The organism is Paraburkholderia dinghuensis (assembly GCF_003837865.1).
Classification (GTDB): Bacteria; Pseudomonadota; Gammaproteobacteria; order Burkholderiales; family Burkholderiaceae; genus Paraburkholderia; species Paraburkholderia dinghuensis.
This window is the reverse complement of record NZ_RQIS01000006.1, coordinates 313097-333288: the sequence shown is the minus strand read 5'-3', so window position 1 is coordinate 333288 and position 20192 is coordinate 313097. Positions and strand designations below refer to the sequence as shown.

The following is a 20192-nucleotide window of genomic DNA, read 5'->3' as shown; positions in this document are numbered from 1 at the left end:
CTGCCTGGTGTTAGTCAAAAACACAGTCTTATGCCTACCCGTTATTTTAAGTGGGTCACTGTGTCCGGTGTTTCAGGGGGCTGCTCCACCTGCATATCGTGGAGAGATATCCGGCGGGGTACAGAACATTCTTGATAGTCACTGCAGGCGCTGCTCACTTCCCGGCGCAAAGTCCCCGCAAGCGTGCATTCAGGCAGATTGTGCGCGTTCGGACCGGTAGTGCGACCGGCGCGGCCACTCGATGCCATTCGGTGGCATTCGTTGCGGATGACGAAGCCGTCCGTTTCCGGTGTAACGCATATCGGGGTTATTCTTGTCAGCGATATTTTTAGTTTATTGCTGTGAGAGATATTGGCGGATTATTGCTGACGAGCATATACTTGGTTTATGCCTCACAGGAATATTGAATGAAGATCATCGTCCATACGCCGGCGGGCCTTGCCGAGATTCTCCAGTCGGCCAGAAAGGCCAGCGGGATGACTCAGGCTCAGGCGGCGGCGCGCGTCGGCATCGGACAGCCGCGACTCTCCGCGCTCGAGACCATAGGCACCGCCAGCATCTCGCTCGACCAGATGCTGGCGTTGCTCGCGCTCTACGGACTCGAGTTGTGCGTACAGTCGCGCGGCACGACGGCCGCCGGCAGTGCCGAACAGCCGGAGTGGTAGCCGATGGGGCGCAAATCGCATTCGCGCGCGCTGTCGATCTGGGCCAACGGCGAGCACGTCGGCACCTGGGCCGTGACGCCCACGGGCGACATGGAACTGCGCTACGACGCCGCCTGGAAGCAATCCGCCGCCGGGCGGCCATTGTCGCTGTCGCTGCCGTTCGGCGTCGGCGACCGACCGTTGCGCGGCGAACGCGTTCACAACTACTTCGACAACCTGCTGCCAGACAGCCCGCAGATCCGTCGCCGCATCGCAACCCGCTTCAGCACCGAGACGGTGGAAGCGTTCGACCTGCTCAAGGCGATTGGTCGTGACTGTGTCGGCGCCGTGCAATTGCTGGGCGAGGACGAGTCGCCGGAAAACGTCGGCGCGATCGAGGGTACGCCGTTGACCGACGCGGCCATCGAGCGTCTGCTGCTCGAAACGTCCGGCGCCGTGTCAGGTGTGGGCGAAACGGGCGACGAGTTGCGCATCTCTCTGGCGGGCGCGCAGGAAAAGACCGCACTGCTTTTTCACGATGGCCGGTGGTGCCTGCCGCACGGCGCCACGCCAACTACGCACATCCTCAAGTTGCCGCTCGGCCTGATCGGGCACAGGAAGGTCGACTTCCAGACGTCCGTCGAAAACGAATGGCTTTGTCTCGCCGTGCTGAAGGCTTATGGGTTGCCGGTGTCGTCGGCGCAGATTCTCCGCTTCGGTGAGCAGAAGGTGCTATGCGTCGAGCGCTTCGACCGCGCGTGGTCGCGCACCGGTGCCTTGTTGCGTCTGCCGCAGGAGGATTTTTGCCAGGCGCTCGGCGTGCCGCCGCACCGCAAGTACGAGTCGCAGGGCGGGCCGGGCATGCGCGAGATCGCCGATATCCTGCGCCAATCGCAGCGTCCGCAAGAAGACATCGAAACCTTTCTCGGGGCGCAGATCGCGTTCTGGATGCTTGCGGCACCGGATGGCCACGCAAAGAACTTCAGCATCCGTCTGCTGCCAGGCGGACGTTTCCAGCTCGCGCCGCTCTATGACGTGATGTCGATCTGGCCCGTCGAGGGCGATGGCGGCAACCAGTGGTCGTGGCATAAGGCGACGCTCGCCATGGCAGTCTGGGGACGGGCGCGTCATTACCGGATGCGCGATGTGAAACGCGCCCATTTCGACGCGACGGCGCAACTCTGCCACTACGGGCGGGAAGCCGGGCCGCTCATCGAACGGTTCGCTGGACGTACGCCGGAAGTGATCGAACGGGTTGCTTCGTCGCTGCCCGCAGGTTTCCCCGAGCGTATCGCCGAACGTTTGTTCGATGGGCTGAGGCTATCCGCGCAGCGGTTGGCGGCTGGATAAGAGGGAAAAGTGAAAAGCGGCGCGCAGCACGCGCGCCGCTGTGCTTCGGGTCCGGCCTCGGCGGTTGAAATTCGCCGCGGCCGCCGAAGGGGATGCCAACCCGCACATTCGCAGGCCGCTTGCCTCAGGCCTGCTTCGTCGATTTCAGTTTCCAGACCCAGTTCGACGGATCGGCTTCCTTGCCGCGCTGGATGCCGGTCAGCAGCGTGCGGATACGGCGCGTGACCTGGCCTTCGCCACCGTCGCCAATCGTGAACTCGCCGCCCGCGTGGCGCACTTCGCCGATCGCCGTGACGACCGCTGCCGTGCCGCACGCGAAGGCCTCCTTCACTCGGCCGCTCGCGGCGTCTTCACGCCACGAGTCGAACGCGTAGGGCGTCTCCTTGACCTCGATGCCTTCCTTGCGTGCGAGATCGATAATCGACGCGCGCGTGATGCCCGGCAAAATCGTGCCGGAAAGCGGCGGCGTGACGAGCGAGCCGTCGTCCATCACGAAGAACACGTTCATGCCGCCCAGTTCTTCTATCCAGCGATGCTGGGCCGCGTCGAGGAAGACCACCTGGTCGCAGCCTTTAGCCGAGGCTTCGGTCTGGGCGATCAGGCTGGCGGCGTAATTGCCGCCGCACTTGGCTGCGCCCGTACCGCCGGGCGCCGCGCGCGTGTACTGATCCGACACCCACACCGTGACAGCCGACTTGCCCGATTTGAAGTACGGGCCGACCGGGCAGGCGATCACGCAGAACAGATACTCCGCCGAGGCGCGCACGCCTAGGAAGCTCTCGTTGGCGAACATGAAAGGGCGGATGTAGAGGCTGCCGTCGCCGCCGGGCACCCAGGCCTGGTCGATGTCGACGAGGGCCTCGATGGCCTGCATGAACAGCTCTTCCGGCAGTTCAGCCATCGACATGCGGGCCGCCGACGCGCGGAAGCGCTTCGCGTTCTGATCGGGGCGGAACAGGGCGATCGAGCCGTCTTCGCGGCGATACGCCTTCATGCCCTCGAAAATTTCTTGCGCGTAATGGAGCACCGCGCAGGCCGGGTCGATCTGGAAGGGACGGCGCGCCTCGACTTTGGCGTCATGCCAGCCGCTTGCTTCGCTCCAGCGGATCGTGACCATATGGTCGGTGAACACGCGGCCGAAGACCGGGCTCTCCAGACGAGCGGCGATCTGTTCTGCGGGCGTGGGATTAGGGTGCTGTTCAACGACAAACTGCATGCGACTGCTCCTATTTCACGGTCTCGAAGTTGTTGATGGCGGATAGCCTGCTATTTTCGGCCTTTTTCGACGTTTCGTGCAGATTTTCCGGCAGTACGCCGGGTCGGCGGTACTTTCGGGAAGGGGAAGTGGGCGCGCAGGAGGCGGCCTTGCCTGTCTGAGGGCGCGCGCCCGTCATCCCCAAAACCGTGGTTGGCCGCGCCTTGCTTCGCCGTCGCGCTGCGTTATCCGGGCGCTACGGGCGGCCGGCGATAGACGATGGTCATGCGCAATTGAGGATACAGTGCGCGCCGTCGCTCGTGCAAACCGCGTATGGGCGCCGCAAGCCTGGCGTGGAAAACGGGGCCCCGCTAGTTAGCCGGATCTGGTCCTGTTAATGAGCCAGTTTCGATTCTAGTATCGGCTCATTGACCGCTTCCAGACGGAGCCCTGTCATGTCGCCAGTTGATTGGCGCCGCGCTGCGCGTGCTCATGCAGACGCTGCCCGCATGAGCACGCGCCGACAGCTTGCTGGCGGAGCATCGTCGTTTCGCGGCGGCTGGCGGCCGGCGTCCGAGGCGAGGCGGGAGGTCTGGCGTTGCGGTGAGCCAGGCCGCGCCCGCCTCCGCGTGATATAACCGCGCGGCGAGCACACAGCCGTCGAGTCCGCCGCGCAGACCGTCGACGTCCCGCTGCCCGACCGAAAATCGAACAACCCGCGAACAACCCGCGAACAATCCCACCTGGCAGCGGCCACCCGCCGGCCAGGTCTGCACACCGAGGCACCGTGAACGTCCATACCGCCTATACCGTACTCGACCTCGTCGGCACCTTCGCGTTTGCAATCAGCGGCGCCGTCGCCGCTCGCCAGAAGCGGCTCGATCTGTTCGGAATCGTGTGCGTCACATTCCTGGTTGCGTGCGGCGGAGGCATCATTCGCGATATTTGCATCGGCGCCGTGCCGCCCGCCGGTCTCTCGAACTGGCGTTATCTTGCCGTGTCGCTCGCGGCGGCGGCGATCACCATCGTCGCTTATGCGCCGGTGCGCCGCCTGCGCCAACCCGTCCTTTTCTTCGATGCGATCGGCCTCGGGCTCTTTGCCGTCTCCGGCGCGGATAAAGCACTTGCCTATAACCATAGCGCCGAACTGGCGATCCTGATGGGCATGGTGAGTGCCGTTGGCGGCGGCGTGCTGCGCGACGTGCTGCTTTCGCGCGTACCTGCGATTCTCGAGCGCGAGATCTATGCTTCGGCCGCGCTGCTTGGCGCAGCGCTCGAAGTGGGTCTGACCGAGGCCGGCTGGTCGTCGATCTGGACCGCCTGGGTTGCTACCATCGGCTGCGTTCTGCTGCGCCTCTCGTCCCTCTATTTCGGCTGGCGACTGCCGGTGTTCCACGCGCGTGAAAGTGGTAATCGCTCAGAGCAATGACTGGAGCGTGTGCTTGTCCGAAGCGGCTCGCGCATCCTGTCGGGTCGAGTCATTTCTTTAAGCAGAATGGCGCAATCCGCACGACTCCGATGCCGCGCGCTTCACTTCGTTCGCGCCAGGTCCGACTGCAATTTGAAGCCGTTCGATGGCATCTGAATCGCAGGATCAAAGCGCGAAATGCGCGCCAGCCGGCTGTGACGTTACTCGTCCGGGACCTGCCGGGCCTTGTGCTGCGCCGCGAGCCGTTCCTGCTGCGCCGGAGGCACCGGGTCGTAGTGGCTCAGCTGGATGCTGTAATTGCCGTGTCCGCCTGCCAGCGCATTAAGGCGCGACTGATAGTCGTCGAGTTCGGCAAGCGGGACCTTGCCTGCGATGACCATCGCATCGCCACCCAGCGCGCGCGTGCCGTGGACCTGGCCGCGCCTCGAGGACAGATCGCCGATGATGTCGCCCATCACCGCTTCCGGTGTCATCACTTCGATGTCCACGATCGGTTCGAGCACGATGGGCTGCGCTTTCATCACCGCATCGATGAACGCTTTGCGGCCCGCCGTGACGAATGCCACTTCCTTTGAATCGACCGGATGGCTCTTGCCGTCGAACACGGTGACGCGCACGTCCTGCATCGGAAACCCGGCGAGCGGTCCGTTCTCGATGATCTGCTGAATGCCTTTTTCCACCGCGGGAATGAACTGCGAAGGAATGGCGCCGCCCTTGACCGCATCGACGAACTCGAACCCCGCGCCACGCGGCAGGGGCTCGACGCGCAGCATCACTTCGCCGAACTGTCCGGCACCGCCCGTCTGCTTCTTGTGGCGGCAATGGCCTTCCGCCTTGCCGCCGATGGTCTCACGCCACGCAATCGTCGGCGGCCGCGTCGTGACCTCCAGCTTGTACTGATCGGTCAGACGCTCCAGCATGTACCGCAGATGCAGTTCGCCGAGTCCGCGCACGACCGTCTCGTTGGTGCCCGCCGGGTGCTCGATCACGAGGCACGGGTCTTCGGCCGCAAGCTTCTGCAGGATTTCCCATAGACGCTGTTCGTTGCCCCGGCGCGCGGCCTCGATGGCCAGGCCATAGATCGGCTTGGGGAAGTCGAGTGGCTTGAGGTGGATGTTGCCGTCCTCGGGTGCGTCGTGCAGCACGGCGTCGAAGCCGATGTCCTCGGCCTTCGACACTGCGCAGAGGTTGCCGGGTCCCGCCCGCTGGATCTCCACGTGCTCCTTGCCCTGCAGCATCAGCAGATGGGTGACCTTGAACGGCTGGCGGGCGTCGCCGATATACAGCTGGCTGTCACGCACGACGGTGCCCTGATGAATGCGAAACACCGCCATCCTGCCGATATACGGATCCATCACGATCTTGAATACGTGCGCGATGACGTGCTTGTCGGCGTCCGGCTCCGCACGAACGGCTTCCACCTTTGAGTTGACGTCGCGGTAGAAAAGCGGCGGGTTGCCTTCGGTGACGTTCGGCAGGAGATTGACGAAGACGTCGAGCAATTGCGCGATGCCCGCACCTGTAGCCGCGGACGTGAAGCAGACCGGCACCAGATGGCCTTCGCGCAATGCGCGCTCGAAGGGTTCGTGCAACTGCTCCGGGCGAATCGCTTCGCCCTGCTCGAGGTACAACTCCATCAAGTCAGGGTCTAGTTCGATCACCTGATCGATGAGCGCGTTGTGCGCGGACTCCACGGAAAGAAAATCGGCGTCACCTGCAGGATTGAAGAAGCAGTCCACCACTTCGCGACCGCCCTGCGCAGGCAGATTGATGGGCAGGCAGGTCTTGCCGAACATCTCCTGAATTTCCGCGAGCAGACCTGGGAGATCGATCTTTTCCTCATCGATGCCGTTCACGATGATCATCCGGCACAGCTTGCGATCCTGCGCATACGCCATCATCCTGCGCGTGGTCATTTCGATGCCGGTGCGGGCGTTGATCACGATGGCGGCCGTTTCGACGGCGGGCAAGGCGCTGATCGACAGGCCTGCGAAGTCGGGATAGCCGGGTGTGTCGGTGAGGTAGATGCGGGTGTCGCGGTAATGCAGGTGGGCGATGCAGGAAGTGAGGGAGTGGTGATACTTGCGTTCGAGTGGATCGAAGTCGCACACGGCGGTGCCGCGGTCCACACTGCCTTGTGCTCGCAGTGCGCCGCCCTGATACAGCAGCGCTTCGGCAAGAGATGTCTTGCCGCATCCGGCGTGCCCGACCAGGGCGATGGTTCGGATGGCTTCGGGACTGTAGTAATCCATGTTCGCCACCGTTCAGTGAGTGTTCGGGAATTATTGGCGAAAATCCGCCGTTCTGCCACATTCCATCGAGGAAGCATGCTGAACCGGGGACGCCGTGGCGGCCTTTAATACCGTTGCTGCCCCGGCACTCCGGACGCATGCCGACGTGCATCCTTCGGGTCGGAACGCTACCCGCACTGCACAAATCGAAGATCAGGGACTGGCGTTATCGACGATGCGTCCTTCCGCCCGCCAGCGCAGCATCCCGCCCGCAAGATTGGCAATCGCAGGAAATCCGGCCTGCCGCAAGATCGTCGTTGCCTGTGCGGAGCGGCCCCCCGCCCGGCAAACCGTCACAGTTGGCCGGTCACGTTCGATCTCGCCGGCACGCTGCGCAAGCTCGCCTAGCGGGATGAGCACGGCGTTCGGAATCCGTCCGAGCGGGCCGTTGAATTCGTCCGGCTCGCGAACGTCGACGATCTGCACGCCGGCAAGTTGTTCTTCAAGCGATTGCGGGCTGATCTCCCATATCCCCGCGAAGGTGTAGGTCAGTCCGGGCCAGTCGGGCTCGGCGATCTGTGTCGGGTCCTTTGCCGCAGCGCCGCATTTCAGATTGGCGGGCACCGCAATATCGATCTGCCGTGGATGCGGCAAATTCAGGTGCCGCATGTAACCGGCGAAATCGTCTTCGCAAAGATCGCCGCCGAGGCGCGGATTGAAGCGCCGCTCTTCGCCGACGCTCGTGACCGTCAGTCCGCGGTAGTCGTGCGCCGGATAAAGCAGGGTGGAGGCGGGCAGCGTAAATAGCTGGTCGTGGATTGATCTGAACATTGCCCGCGAATCGCCTTGCTGGAAGTCCGTCCGGCCAGTGCCCCTGATCAGCAGGCAGTCGCCCGTGAACGCGATGCTTTCGTCGTCGAGCACGAGACTGATGCAGCCGCTCGTATGTCCTGGCGTCGCGCGCACCGTGAGATGACGTGTTCCGAAAGGGCAGCGATCGCCCGGCATCAGGTAGCGATCGGCGCCCTGGGCCTCGCTGGCGGCCGATATGGCGATCGAGCTTCCGGTTAGCCGCTTGAGCATCCATGCCCCAGTGACGTGGTCGGCGTGAACGTGGGTGTCGATCGTAAGGACGAGGCGCAACCCGAGTTCGGCGAGCAGAGCCGTGTCACGGCGCGACTGCTCGAATACCGGATCGATCAGGATCGCCTCGGCCGATTCGCTATCGGCGAGCAGGTAGGTGTAGGTGGACGATTGCGGGTCGATCAACTGGCGGAAAATCAGCATGATCCCACTCCCTCGTAGTGGCTCGCGGCCCGTGATGAGCGCACACGGGCGAACTCGCGGGCGCTCGACGCCAAGTCTTATGTACCCGATGCGCAGCCCTTCGCCGGCGGGGTGAAACGGACGAGCCCCAGATGGCGTTGTTCTTCGCGTTGTTTTTGACGTTATTTCCCGCGCTGTGTCTCGAATCGTGTGTCTCGAAACGTTACGCACGCGTTTCGTACGACCGTCGATTTCGTCCTTGTCCGATTGATGCCTGCTGGTATGCGCCGGTAGCTTAGCAAGTTTTGACGTCGGCTGGGTTCTCGCGGCTTCTTTGGCGCGTGAGTCTTGAGCACCACCGCGAGCGCACATACCACCGCCTTGCAGCAAGTTTGAACGGGCGTCGACATTTGAGCGCGCTCACGTCTTTGCAGGTCATCACACGGCAGACGAACCAGCCGCTGGTCGGGTACGCAACGGGAACGCAGACATGCAGGATCAATTCCGGAAAGCAGCCGTAGCTGCAGTGATACTCGCCGCTTCGAGCATTGTGTGGGCAAATGACGAATTACTGCCTGTTATCCGCGACATCGACACGCCGTCAGGCTGGCAGCTGACCGGGACGAGCAGCGAAGCGAAGCGTTCGTCCAGTTGTGTGCTGACGAGCATCCGGCTGCCGTTCGACGCAGCGACAGGCTACTACTTCCACCTCGGCGGATTGCGCGACGTCAGTTCCGTTTCGTTGTCGTTTTCCATCGACGAAGTGAATGGCGATGACATTCACGACGCAACGTATGAGACCTTGACGTTCACGGACGAGGCCGGTCATGCCGCCGTCTACGGACAACCCGTACCTGACGTACTCCGGAACGTGCGTAGCAACGATTTTCGTTTCAGCCTCAGTCTCGATCACGAAGCGCGGGACACGTTCCTCAAGCGTCTCGGTGAGGCGGTCAGCGTGACAGCGACCGTGGAGGCGTCGCCGCCTCGGACGTGGACACTGAACCTGGAAGACAGCACGCCGGCTGTCGCAGCATTCGATCGGTGCCTGAAGACCATCCGGGGTCGAGGTTAGTCAATCTGGGCGCCGATCGTCGGCCCGGCCAATTCACTAAAGAGGACAAGCAGAATGCATTTGTTGCGCCGCACTCGATTGAAAGGGTTTCGCCTTCCGGACTATGTTTTTTGTGCTGCTGCATGCGGTCTGCTGGTCGGCGCATTACCCGCATGGGCGGCAGAGTGGAAACCGCTCTCCAAGAATGCCGCGTCCGTGATGTCTGTCGACATGGAGTCCATCGTGAAGGAGGGGGCAATACGGAAAGTGTGGGCACGTTACGACTATTTCGCGCCGCTGCGGGAGCCGAGCGGTGCAGACACCGTGAACGTCACGACGCTTCATGTGCTGGACTGCAAACGGCAGATGGTCGGCACAGAGCGGGAGACGCACCGTAACCTGCAAGTGATCAACCTGGAAGCGGCGCCGCTTCCGATGACGAAGGTCACGCCAGGCACATTCGACGCCGTGCTGATGAGAACGGTCTGCCGGTCCTGACCGCGCTTTGTCTACGTTCGTCCCGCGCTTAGCCACCTCCAATGCACGAGGTGCCCCGTGCCGGACGTCCTCTCAAGCCGCAAGCGCTGCATCGACCGCGGGCAGGTAGTGCCGAAAGCCTGTTTCCCGCAGCGTGGTTCGCACTTGCTCCAGTTCGCGCTTCGTAGCTTCGTCGGCGGTGCCCTGCAGAGTCCTGGCGAGCGCGCGACCGCGCGCCGTGAACAGGTCGGCCCACGGCAACGGCTCCCGCCGCGTGTAGTTTTCGAGTGCCGCCGAGTAGCGCAGCACGCCCGCTGCGTCGCCTGCTGCGAGCATCGCTTCGATGGCGTCGCGGTAAAACCAGAGGTGGTTGTGACCGACCGCGCCGAGGCGCAGTAGTTCTTCGCCTTCGGCCAGGCGTCGCGTGAGTTCTACGGGGTCGTCGAGCGCCAGGCACAGCGCACCCATGGTCTTCGGCGCGCAGAACTGCATGCCCACTTCGCGCGACACCGCGAGCGACTCGCGAAACGCTTCGATCGCTTCGCGGCGACATCCGCTGTCCAGCAACAGGCGTCCCTGCATCTCCAGATTCTGTGCCTCGAAGCGGCGCGCGCCCAACTGCCTGATCAATCGCACTCCCTGCGCGAGATGGACTCGCGCGGCCTGTTCGTCGCCGATCTCATAGCAGACGAACACACCGAGCGTTTCGCCGAGCAATTGCGCGCGTGGCTGCCCGATCAGCGCGGCCGTGCGCGCCGCTGCGTCCGCGTCCTCGCGCGCCTGCCGGGCATCGTTCAGGTACATGCGGCTAAAGCCCTGCATCGATCGATTGGCGACTTCGATGCGACCGAGTCCGTGTTCGCGGCTCAACTCGACGCAATCGCTGAAATGGCGGAACGCCGTCCGCATGCGTCCTTGTGCGTACGCGGCATCCGCCAGCCCGCCGAGTGCGCGTGCCTGTGCCTCCGGCAGGCCGAGGCGCCGCGCGTAGGCCAGGCCTCGCTCGTGTTCGGCTCCGCAAGCGTCGATTTTTCCGAGCGGAAAAAGGATGTTGCCGCGCAGATGGTGAAGGTTCGCGAGGTCGGCCACCCGGTCGTCGCGCTCGGCGACCGGCTGGGCAGCCGCGAGCAGGTCGAGTGCTTCGTCGAGACCTTCGCTCACGCGCAGGCCTTCCGCGAGCCCGAGTTGACAGCGGCACCGGGCGGCATCGTCCGGGGCGGCCGCCAGCGCGGCGCGGTACGTGGCGATCGATCCTGCGATATCGCCCAGGTCGCGCTGCAGTTCGCCTTTGCAGCAGATCAGCTCGTGGTGGTCCATGTCCGTGCGCGCGAGTTCGAGGCCTCGCTCGGCGAGGCGCAGCGCCGCCTCGATGAGGTGGGCCGCGCGCAGCGCGAGCGCGGCGGCCAGATAGGCAGCGGGTGCGCGCTCGTCCTCGGCGCGGTCGAGATGTTGTGCGTGCAGCGTGGGATCGCTGTGCGCGAACCACTCGGCGGCGCGCTGGTGCAGTTCGCGACGGCGCGCGCGCAGCAGTGTCGAATACGCGCTCTCCTGAATCAGTGCGTGGGCGAACAGGAAATCGTCGCCTTCCGGGACCACGAGCGCGTTGACGATCAGGCCGTCGCAGACGTAGCTTCGATCGTCGACGAGTCGTCTCAGCAAGTCGATGCCGAAGCGCTGGCCGATCACAGCGGCTGCCTGGAACGCCACGCGATCGCCCGGCGCGAGCCGGTCCATGCGCGCGAGCACGAGGCTCCTGATCGAGGCGGGCACGGCGCTGCTGCCTTCCTCGGCGTTACGCAACAACTGCTCAAGGAACAGCGGATTGCCGCCGGCGCGGTCGATGCACGCGAGGGCGATGCGCTGGGTCGCATTGATGAAGTTGCCCGCGAGACTCAGGGCTTCATCGTTGCGCAACGGCCCGAGATCGATTGTCGCGAACGGGGTGTTCCGGCAACGCGCGCGCCACGCCGCGTCGAGCGGATCACCTTCCACGCGCGAGGTTGTCACGAGCAGGCCCGGACCGTCGGCGATGCCCGACGCGAAGGCCACGACGTAGTCGAGCACTTCGGGATCGGCCCAATGCACGTCTTCGACGACAATCAGCGTCGCCGTCTGCCCGCACGTGTGTGCGGTCAGCGTGGCGGCGAGCTTTTGCTTGCCGCGCTTGCGTGCGCCGTGATCCATTGCGTCGTAGAGGGATTGCCATTCGCCCTCTTGAGGCAGGTCGAGGAGGTCGTGAAGAAACACGATTTGCTCGGTATTCAGGATTCCTTCTGAAGTGAGGCGCGCGACGGCGGCTTGCCGCATATCGATCGATGCGCTGTCCTGCAGGCCGAGCAAGCTGCCGACTATCGCCCGCACCGGATCCTGGCCCTTGCCCACGCCGAAGTCGAGCACGAGGCCCCGATGGATCGTGAAGCCCTGCGTCTGGGCATGGCGGCGCATTTCGTCGACGAGACGCGTCTTGCCAATGCCCGCTTCGCCGCGAACGTGGATGACATGACCGGTTCGCCGTGCGACGCAGGCGTGGGCGATACCGTGAAACTGCTCGAGTTCGGCATCGCGTCCGACGAATCGACTACGGCTCGCCTTCGCCGGCTCGTTCGCGACGGAGCAGAGGCGCCACGCTCGCACCGGTGTGTCGATGCCCTTGAGGTGCTGCTCGCCGATGGGCTCGCAGACCGCCGCGTCGCCGAGCACGCGTGCTGCGTCGTCCGAGAGCCAGGTCTCGCCGGCACCTGCCGCCGCCACGAGTCGCGCGGCCAGGTTCACCGGATCGCCGTGCACGGTGTAGTCCTGTGCGTCGGCGCGGCCGAGTGCGCCTGCGACGACCTCGCCGCTCGCGATGCCGATATGCGCGCGCAAGGGCCGCGCGGCCTGCACGCTCAATTGGGCCAGCGCGTCATGAATGTCGAGCGCCGCGCGGGCCGCGCGCAGGGTGTCTGTTTCGTGCGCGCGGGGGGCGCCGAACAACGCCATCACGGCGTCGCCGATGTGCTTGTCGATCGTTCCGCCATAGGCCAGCACGATGCCGTCGACGAGCGCCGTGTAACGGCCGATCAACGCGCGCAGCTCTTCCGGATCGAGCGAGTGCGACAGCGCTGTGAATCCGCACAGATCGGCAAAGACGATCGTGACCAGTCTGCGTTCCTGCGTCTCGGCGCACGCCTGCGGTGCAAGGGCGGCCGGTGTGGCGACGGCAGCGAGAATGCGCTTGCGATGGCCGAGCGACAGCACGCCAAGCTCCTTCAGGTCCGCATCGGTCAATTGCGCGATCAGCGACACGTCGATGTCGTTCGCGACAAATGCACTGACGTACTGGTCGAGGCCCAACCCATGCAGCCATTGCTCGATGTTCATATACGTTGCCTGCATCCGGTGTTGTGCGGTGCATCGATTTGTGGTCCGTACTTTTTCAGGTCGCATCGCAGGGGCTGAAAAAGCAGACAAAAGGCGCCCAGATATTGCCGTTGCGAACGGCCCGGAGCGTGTGCGGGATCGTACCGCGCAAATCGCCACAATAGCGAGTGTAGGCCGACGTCCGATACGTCGTATGGCGTTTGACAGGGTTTCGGGCGTGGACGGATACTGGACCGCACCCCATCGCGCGAACGTATTCCTCTGGGAATTCAAGTGAAGCCGGGCAACCCTGTTTCCGTCTCCAGCGCAGTTCCGTTGCGCTCGCGCGTCGCGGACCTTTCCGGCGATCTCGCGGCGGGCCTGGTATCGACGCTCGTCATGCTCTGCTACGCGATGAGCCTCGGCACGATGATCTTCAGCGCCGATCTCGCCCGCTACACGATGCTCGGCGTGCCGACCGCGCTGGTCAGTTGCGTCGTCACGGCGCTCGTGATCGCGTTGACGAGTTCGATGCGCCTGAACATCGGCGGCCCGGACAGCAATGCCGCCGCGTTTCTCGCGGGCGTCGCGGCAGGCGTCGCGAGCAGCGTGCGCGCGGATGGCGGCTCCGCCCAGACCGTCCTTCTGACCGTGCTGTTGGCGATCGCGCTTTGTTCGGTCGTGACGGGGATCATCCTCTACGCGATTGGGTCGTCGAAACGCAGCCGCTCGCTGCAGTTCCTGCCTTATCCGGTGCTCGGCGGATTTCTCGCGGGAACGGGCTACCTGCTCCTCGCTGGCGCGTTTCGCGTGATGACGGGCGAGTCCCTGCACTGGGACTCGCTCGCGCTGCTCACGCGTCTTCATTGGCTCGCGTGGATGCCCGCTATTAGCGTCGGCGTGCTGTCCACGCTGTTGATGCGCACCTGGAAGCATGTCGCCGCGCTGCCGCTCACGCTCGCCTTCGGGATCGTCATGTTCTACGTGCTCTTGCGGGCCGCCGGGCTGTCGATCGACGACGCGCGCAACATGGGGCTCCTGCTGCCGCGTGTCACGATGCATCTTGTCGGGATTCCCGAGTTGCACCTGACGACACGGCTCGTTCAAGGCGGAATCGACTGGCCGGCCATCGCCGCGCACCTTCCGGAGAGCCTGGTAGTCACATCCGTTTCGGCGGTCACGATCCTGATGAATTCGACGGCGATCGGCGCGGCGACGGGAGAGGAGGTCGATCTCAATCGCGAGATGCGGGCCGCAGGTCTTGCCAATCTCGCAAGCGGGTTGCTCGGCGGGATGGTCGGCTATCAGTCGTTCAATCGCTCGATGCTCAACGCCCGCGCGGGAGCATCGAGCCGGATGGCGGCCGTGTTCGCGTCGCTCGCGTGCCTCGGCGTGCTGGCCGCGGCGCCGGGGCTCGTCGCGCTTTTTCCCGTGCCGGTGCTCGTCGGGCTCCAGCTGTTCATGGGGCTGCGCCTGCTCGTGCATTGGCTCATCGGCGCCTACGCGAAGCTCAACTGGTACGAGTATCTGCTCGTGCCCGTCATTCTCGGTGCGATCGCAGCTTATGGTGTGATCGTCGGGGTGGGCGTTGGCGTCATCGCTGCGTGCGTGATGTTCACGTTGCTTTACGGCAGGGTCAGTTGCATACGCATGGCGTTCGATCTCCGTAACCGGACCTCGAATGTCGAGCGCAGCATTGAGGAAACCGAGGCACTGCGTGCTCGCGGCGCGCAGGTATGCGGAATGTGCCTGCAAGGCTTTCTCTTCTTTGGAACGGCCAGTTCGATACTGCAACGACTGCGCGCCCGGTTCACCACGCATGAACCGTTGCCGGTCCGCTATGTCGTGCTCGACTTCGCGTCGACTCATGGCATGGACGCGTCGGTGTCGATCAGCTTTGTCAAGCTGCGTCAGCTTTGCGCGACGAACAACGCAGACCTCGTGCTGACCGCGCTGCCGCAACGCTCGCGCGAACTCCTGGTGAAAACCGGTACGCTCAACCTGCGTATTCGCGAATTCGACACGCTCGATGCCGGTCTGGAGTGGGTCGAAGACCAACTGCTTGCGTCGACGATGCTCGCTTCAACGCGTAGCGACACCCTGAACGCACTGCTTGCGCCGCACTTTACGGCCGCCGCGCTTAACGTGCTATCGGCTTGCCTGGAGGTGCGCGAGCTGCTCGCCTGGCAGCCGCTATTTCTGCGCGGTGAGCCAGGCGATGCGATGTATATCGTTGAGCGCGGGCGGGTTGCTATCTCGCTGCCGCTTGGCGACGGCAAGTCAGTCAGACTGCGCTCGTTCGGCCCGGGTACGGTTGTCGGCGAAATGGCCGTGTACACGCAGCAGTTGCGTAGTGCAGATGTATTCGCGGAAATGCCGACGCGTGTGCACCGCTTGTCGATCGCCGCGCTTGCGGCACTCGAGCGGGACGATCCCGTCACCGCGCAGCAGTTCCATCGCTTTATCGTCAAGGTGATTGCGTCGCGCCTCGCGGTTGCGAACGAGGCGTTGCGCGCTGCGTATTGATTGCAGGCAGACGCTCTCGACGCGGGACGCCTGTATGTCCGCGAATTTTCGCCTGGACGTTTTAAGGTTTCGCGCGATCAACCTTATGGTTGCGGGATGCTCACCCAGGCACCCGATTGAGCCGAGCGGAAAACGGCATCGATCACGCGCATATTTGCGCGCGCGTCTTCTAGCGGAATAGCCTGCGGACCACCGCTCAATATCGCTTCTGCGAACGCTGTGGCCGCTACGCCATATTGATCGCATACCGGAAGCTCCAGCCAGCGTTCCGTATCGACGCCCGCGCTCGTGCGCTCGCTCACTAACAAACGTGTCGGTCGATCATTGGGCGCGTTGAACGGAATTTCGACTTCGATCCGCCCTTTCGTACCGTGAAATTGCATGCGCTGGTAATTGTGGATTTGCGTCGAGTAAAAGAAGCTGGCCTGAACACCGTCAAAATCCATGATTACCGAGCCAAGCCGGTCCACCTCTGACGCTGGGTCGCACTCCAGCGTGGCGACCACCCGCCGCGGTTCATGTCCGATGACGAAGCGCGACGTCGTGATGGGATAACAGCCGATATCCAGCAGCCCGCCGCCGCCCATTTCGCGATGGTTTCGAATATCGTGCGGGTTGGTGTTGTGATAGGTAAAGCCTCCCGTCACCGCGCGCAATTCACCGATGACGCCTTCTTCGATCAAGGTGCGCACTTTCACCCATTGGGGATGGGTGCGAACCATGAACGCTTCCTGAATGTACCGGCCGTACGTGTCGCGTGCGGCGATAAGTTGCTCAGCCTGTCCGGCGTCCAGACCAATCGGTTTTTCACACAGAACGTGCTTGCCGGCCTCGACGGATTTGATGGCCCATTCCATATGAATGTGATTGGGCAGCGGGATATACACCGCGTCGATTTCGGGGTCTGCAAGCAGTGCCTCGTAGCTGTCGTACGCAACAGCCAGGCCATATTTCGCCGCGGCTTGCCGGGCCTTCTCCGGATTTCGTGACGCGATGCCCTTTACCCGGCATTTTGGCGCGTTGTGCATGGGTACAACGACCTTGTCGTTGATCTTCGCCGCGCCGAGTATTCCCCAGACAATCGCATCCTTTGCCATGACTTACCCTCGATTTCCGTATGTGAGTAGTGGACTGGACGAGCGCAGCAGAACGCTCTAGTGGCGCCAGTCTACACGCAGTCATTGGAGGCTGCTGAAATTGGGCGAGGTACCAATCGGACACGGATTCGTCCCGAGGCCGCGGAGAGCCGGCGGAGGTAAAACGAGCCACCATGTTGATGCGGCGGGGACTTATCCCCGCCGCAATATTTCCAGCTAGATCGCGTCAGTCATATCCAGAGCAATCAGAACGGAGGCATGCCAATCGCCCCTCGAATATCGTCATCCGGATCGGAGTGCTTCACTGGGTGGAAGCGGAAGGCATCGAAGAGATCGCCAAGCGCTGGCGCATTGGTTGGCACATAGGGGTTGGACGGATGCTGGACCGGATCGGGAAGATTGTCACGACTGCGCGACGTAATCGGCGGGAGCGACCAGTTGCGTTCAATGAACTTGACGAGTGACACATGATCCGAATACTGATGATCGACATGGCCGCCACGAGAGTAAGGCGACACGATAATCAGCGGAATACGCGGCCCGTCCCCAAAGAAATCCACGGGCTGAATGTAGCCGGAGTCGTAGTAACCGCCACCCTCGTCGGTCGTGATGAAGATCGCGGTCGATGCCCACAAGGCAGGGTTCGCCTGAACCGAATCGACGATCTTGCGCACGAATCCCTCGTAGAGCCCGAACTTCGAAGACTCAGGGTGTCCATCGAGTAATCCGCCGGGCTTCACAAAAGAGACCGCCGGCAGGGAGCCGTTTTCGATATCGGAATACAGGTTCGTCGTATCCTGGAGATGGTTCGCTCGCAACGTCGAATTGGTCATGATTGCCGTTTCATAAAGAAACGGATTGCAGATGTTGCAGTAGACAGACGTTGGAGAATTGGCCACGAATGTCGTCCACCCCTCACCGTAGTATTTCCATGAAATATTGCGCTGGAGGAGGGTGTCGGCGATCGTTCGCACCGGTGAAGGCGGAATGGTGAATGTGCTCGTGTTGACGGTGCCGTCCCCGTTGTAACCAGGGTTGTAGTTGTTCAGGAGGTAGTACGTGTTCGGCGCGCAATTGGCATTCGGGTGATACGGCAGGCTGTTGAGGTATTGGCGGATTGCGCCCACCCCAGGTTGCGTCGGATCGGAACAGTTACTGTACGTGCCGCCGGAGTAGCCATCCTGTGCATACCAGTTGTTGGTCCCTTTCTGCGGCCGGGGGTCCTCGATCTGGTTTGTCGGCGGCGTGGCCGTGTGGCCGTTTCCGTCCGTGTAATAGAGCGCGTCGGCTGTCCCGATCATGATGCTGTTTGCGCCGGTGCCACCCATCACCGGCTGGTGGTAGTTGTCGCTGATCGTGTACTGGTGTGCGAGCTGCGTGAAATACGGCATGTCACCGGTATTCACGTTATAGAACCCGAGGGCCGTTGCGCCCTCGTTGGTTGACTGGTCGGTGAAGCCGGCCGGCTGCGCCTTGCCGTTCGATCCGGCGCCTATCGAGACTTCTACCCACGCAAACAGGTCCATCTTGCAGCCGCTCGGGTTGTCGTGCGTTGCATGCGCCGCGTTGCAGTCGGATTGCTGCCAGTTCTGGTAGAAGCGATGCACTGGACTATTCATGTACTGGTCGTAGTTCGGACCAACACGTGAGATTTGATAGGGGCCGTTCGGCAAGTTGAACAGGTTCGATCCGAATCGCGTATCGGGTATTTCCTGGGCGATTCCTGATGCGCCGGTAGTTAAATGAATGAGGTCGTTCGGTTCGAGTGCGTTACCTTCTGCCGCCTTTGCAGCGGCGAGTGTGGCGAACGGCGGCGGATTCGTATCGCTCGCAACGCTCGGCGTGAAGCCTGTGTTGGGTGCCGGCAGTACAGAATAGGGTTGTTTCGAAACAGGACTTGCGGCGAACTGTGCTGGATCGGTTGCAGTCGCCATGAATTGCGCAGCGAGCGCAAAGTTGGGCCCGGGAGCGCCGTTTGCTCTGATGATGCCCTTGGACAGGAGGTTCGATACGGTTTCACCCGGCTCCGGCTGATAAGTACCGAACACGTGATCGAATGTCCGGTTCTCGCCGACGATGATGATCACATGCTTGATCGGCGTGGTTGTTGACGAAGAAGGATTTGCTGCGGGTTGGACCTGGCTATCGGCAGCAGAGCAGTAGAGTGCTGCAGCCGCCAGGGAAACCGTCGCAAGCAAGGCCGGAACTGGAGGAAATTTGCGTCGCGATGTCGATATCTGACTCATGAGAATCTCCATTGACGTTCTTACTTCTTTGAATGAATGCGGCATGAAATCGAATTCGTTTGCAAAAAAACACGACGTACAACAAGCTGGAAACCTAAACCTTCTTGATGACGAAGAGGCGGCGGCAATGAGTCGGTTTTTCGCACTTCACATGACAATGCCTACTATTTCCTTGTGTCGACCTTTCGATCGTTCAAGGTATTCAGGTGATGGCTCAAGCGCGTGCAGACATTCGCAGTCGTCGCGTATTGGGTGACAGGTTGAACGCGAGTCGTGGGGTATTGCGGCATTCGTGTGCCTTGCACACCGACAGGAATACCCGCTGATTCTCCGGCCCATGGAATTGAGATATTACGAGGCAAAGAATGGTGATGAGCGACCGAATCTTATGAGTCTACCCACGTGATGAATCGCAAAAAGTTTTGCGAAACTCGTGATCGGTCAAATACGTGGGATAACTAATCAAGTTGAATGTTTTGCCGTCAAGGTCGGATACCTCGACACGACCGGCGGAATGAAAGGCAAGGTCCGCTACGAGCGCTTCACGCGCATCGAGGAAATCAGCAGGGACAGCGCTGCGAATCGGTATGGTCAACCGTTACGGCGCCCATGGCTCAGTGGGAGCATGCGGCCGCGTTTAACCGCATGGTGCTGGACTTTCCGCAATACTGACGTAGCATGTTACTTCGATTTTCTGACTTGCGCATTTCGCGGCGGCAGGTCCGCAGTCGGAGCGACAGTTGCTACAACGCAGTAGCTGAAACTATCGATGACCTGTTCAAATCCGTCGATCGCGGTATGAAGCCAAAATTGCAGCAACTTCGCAGCACCTCATTCCCACTCACGTGGGTATGGCTCGTGGCGCTCGCGTTCGACTTCGATCGCCAGGGCCACGTCTTCCTCAAGCGAGCGAGCGCCTTGACTACTATTCAGGGAGTCTGCGCTTCCCTGACCATGCCTTGCTTGCCGCCGTGCAATCGCTTTGTGTAGACGAGCCTTCAGTGTCGGATTTTCCGAACCTACAAAAATTGCCACAACGATAGCGCCGAACGACACCACCCCGAATATCGCCATTGTCGAATTTTTTATTGTCTGATCCGGAAATGGTGAACGCTAAAGACGGCTCAGTAAACAACTATTTTTTACGGTTAACCAGCAAACGTTTGCGGAATGCAATGTGTCAAGTCGGGCGCGCGCTGGGTGGCAAGGGGATGAGTCCAGCCGTGATCGTCCCGGATAGCTGTTCACCTGTCGTCAGCGAGAATAAACCGGCGTAACTTCGCCGCTCAGCATGCGGTGCGAGCACGAATTTTTTGTCCCGCTCTATCAACCGAGCGG

12 protein-coding genes are annotated in these 20192 nt (G+C 62.2%); 6 read left to right on the top strand and 6 right to left on the bottom strand.

Annotated features, from left to right (window positions below; all coding sequences use genetic code 11):
- Positions 1–407 precede the first annotated feature (407 nt).
- Positions 408–665: a helix-turn-helix domain-containing protein gene (locus D1Y85_RS10865; RefSeq protein WP_124151038.1), complete on the top strand. Its 258-nt coding sequence runs from the start codon at positions 408–410 to the stop codon at positions 663–665.
- 3 nt (positions 666–668) lie between these two features.
- Positions 669–1994 (top strand): type II toxin-antitoxin system HipA family toxin, encoded by a 1326-nt coding sequence (locus D1Y85_RS10860; protein ID WP_124151037.1) that lies wholly within the window; start codon positions 669–671, stop codon positions 1992–1994.
- Positions 1995–2118: 124 nt separating this feature from the next.
- Here the strand turns inward: D1Y85_RS10860 and D1Y85_RS10855 are convergent, their stop codons facing one another.
- Complete coding sequence (locus D1Y85_RS10855; protein WP_124151036.1) at positions 2119–3210, bottom strand: branched-chain amino acid aminotransferase; 1092 nt, start codon at positions 3208–3210, stop codon at positions 2119–2121.
- A gap of 766 nt (positions 3211–3976) precedes the next feature.
- On the opposite strand from D1Y85_RS10855, the gene D1Y85_RS10850 reads away from it, so the two are divergent.
- The gene (locus tag D1Y85_RS10850; RefSeq protein ID WP_124151035.1) at positions 3977–4618 is read left to right on the top strand and encodes a trimeric intracellular cation channel family protein; all 642 of its coding nucleotides are present in this window, start codon (positions 3977–3979) and stop codon (positions 4616–4618) included.
- 200 nt (positions 4619–4818) lie between these two features.
- Here the strand turns inward: D1Y85_RS10850 and fusA are convergent, their stop codons facing one another.
- Both fusA and D1Y85_RS10840 read right to left on the bottom strand, forming a co-directional pair.
- Positions 4819–6870: an elongation factor G gene (fusA, locus tag D1Y85_RS10845; RefSeq protein ID WP_124151034.1), complete on the bottom strand. Its 2052-nt coding sequence runs from the start codon at positions 6868–6870 to the stop codon at positions 4819–4821.
- 192 nt (positions 6871–7062) lie between these two features.
- Complete coding sequence (locus tag D1Y85_RS10840) at positions 7063–8133, bottom strand: MBL fold metallo-hydrolase (RefSeq protein WP_124151062.1); 1071 nt, start codon at positions 8131–8133, stop codon at positions 7063–7065.
- A gap of 472 nt (positions 8134–8605) precedes the next feature.
- Here D1Y85_RS10840 and D1Y85_RS10835 point away from each other — a divergent pair, with 472 nt between their 5' ends.
- The gene (locus D1Y85_RS10835) at positions 8606–9190 is read left to right on the top strand and encodes a hypothetical protein (RefSeq protein ID WP_124151033.1); all 585 of its coding nucleotides are present in this window, start codon (positions 8606–8608) and stop codon (positions 9188–9190) included.
- A gap of 54 nt (positions 9191–9244) precedes the next feature.
- The gene (locus D1Y85_RS10830; protein ID WP_124151032.1) at positions 9245–9667 is read left to right on the top strand and encodes a surface-adhesin E family protein; all 423 of its coding nucleotides are present in this window, start codon (positions 9245–9247) and stop codon (positions 9665–9667) included.
- Positions 9668–9739: 72 nt separating this feature from the next.
- On the opposite strand, the gene D1Y85_RS10825 is transcribed toward D1Y85_RS10830, so the two are convergent.
- A complete protein-coding gene (locus D1Y85_RS10825; RefSeq protein ID WP_124151031.1) occupies positions 9740–13006 on the bottom strand; it encodes an adenylate/guanylate cyclase domain-containing protein in 3267 nt (1088 codons plus the stop codon).
- 273 nt (positions 13007–13279) lie between these two features.
- Here D1Y85_RS10825 and D1Y85_RS10820 point away from each other — a divergent pair, with 273 nt between their 5' ends.
- Positions 13280–15511, top strand: a complete 2232-nt coding sequence (locus D1Y85_RS10820) for a SulP family inorganic anion transporter (protein ID WP_124151030.1) — start codon at positions 13280–13282, stop codon at positions 15509–15511.
- Positions 15512–15594: 83 nt separating this feature from the next.
- Here the strand turns inward: D1Y85_RS10820 and D1Y85_RS10815 are convergent, their stop codons facing one another.
- Together D1Y85_RS10815 and D1Y85_RS10810 are read right to left on the bottom strand one after the other, a co-directional pair.
- Positions 15595–16608: a Gfo/Idh/MocA family protein gene (locus D1Y85_RS10815; RefSeq protein WP_124151029.1), complete on the bottom strand. Its 1014-nt coding sequence runs from the start codon at positions 16606–16608 to the stop codon at positions 15595–15597.
- A 245-nt stretch (positions 16609–16853) separates the two neighbouring features.
- Positions 16854–18866, bottom strand: a complete 2013-nt coding sequence (locus tag D1Y85_RS10810; RefSeq protein ID WP_246024864.1) for an alkaline phosphatase family protein — start codon at positions 18864–18866, stop codon at positions 16854–16856.
- Positions 18867–20192 lie beyond the last annotated feature (1326 nt).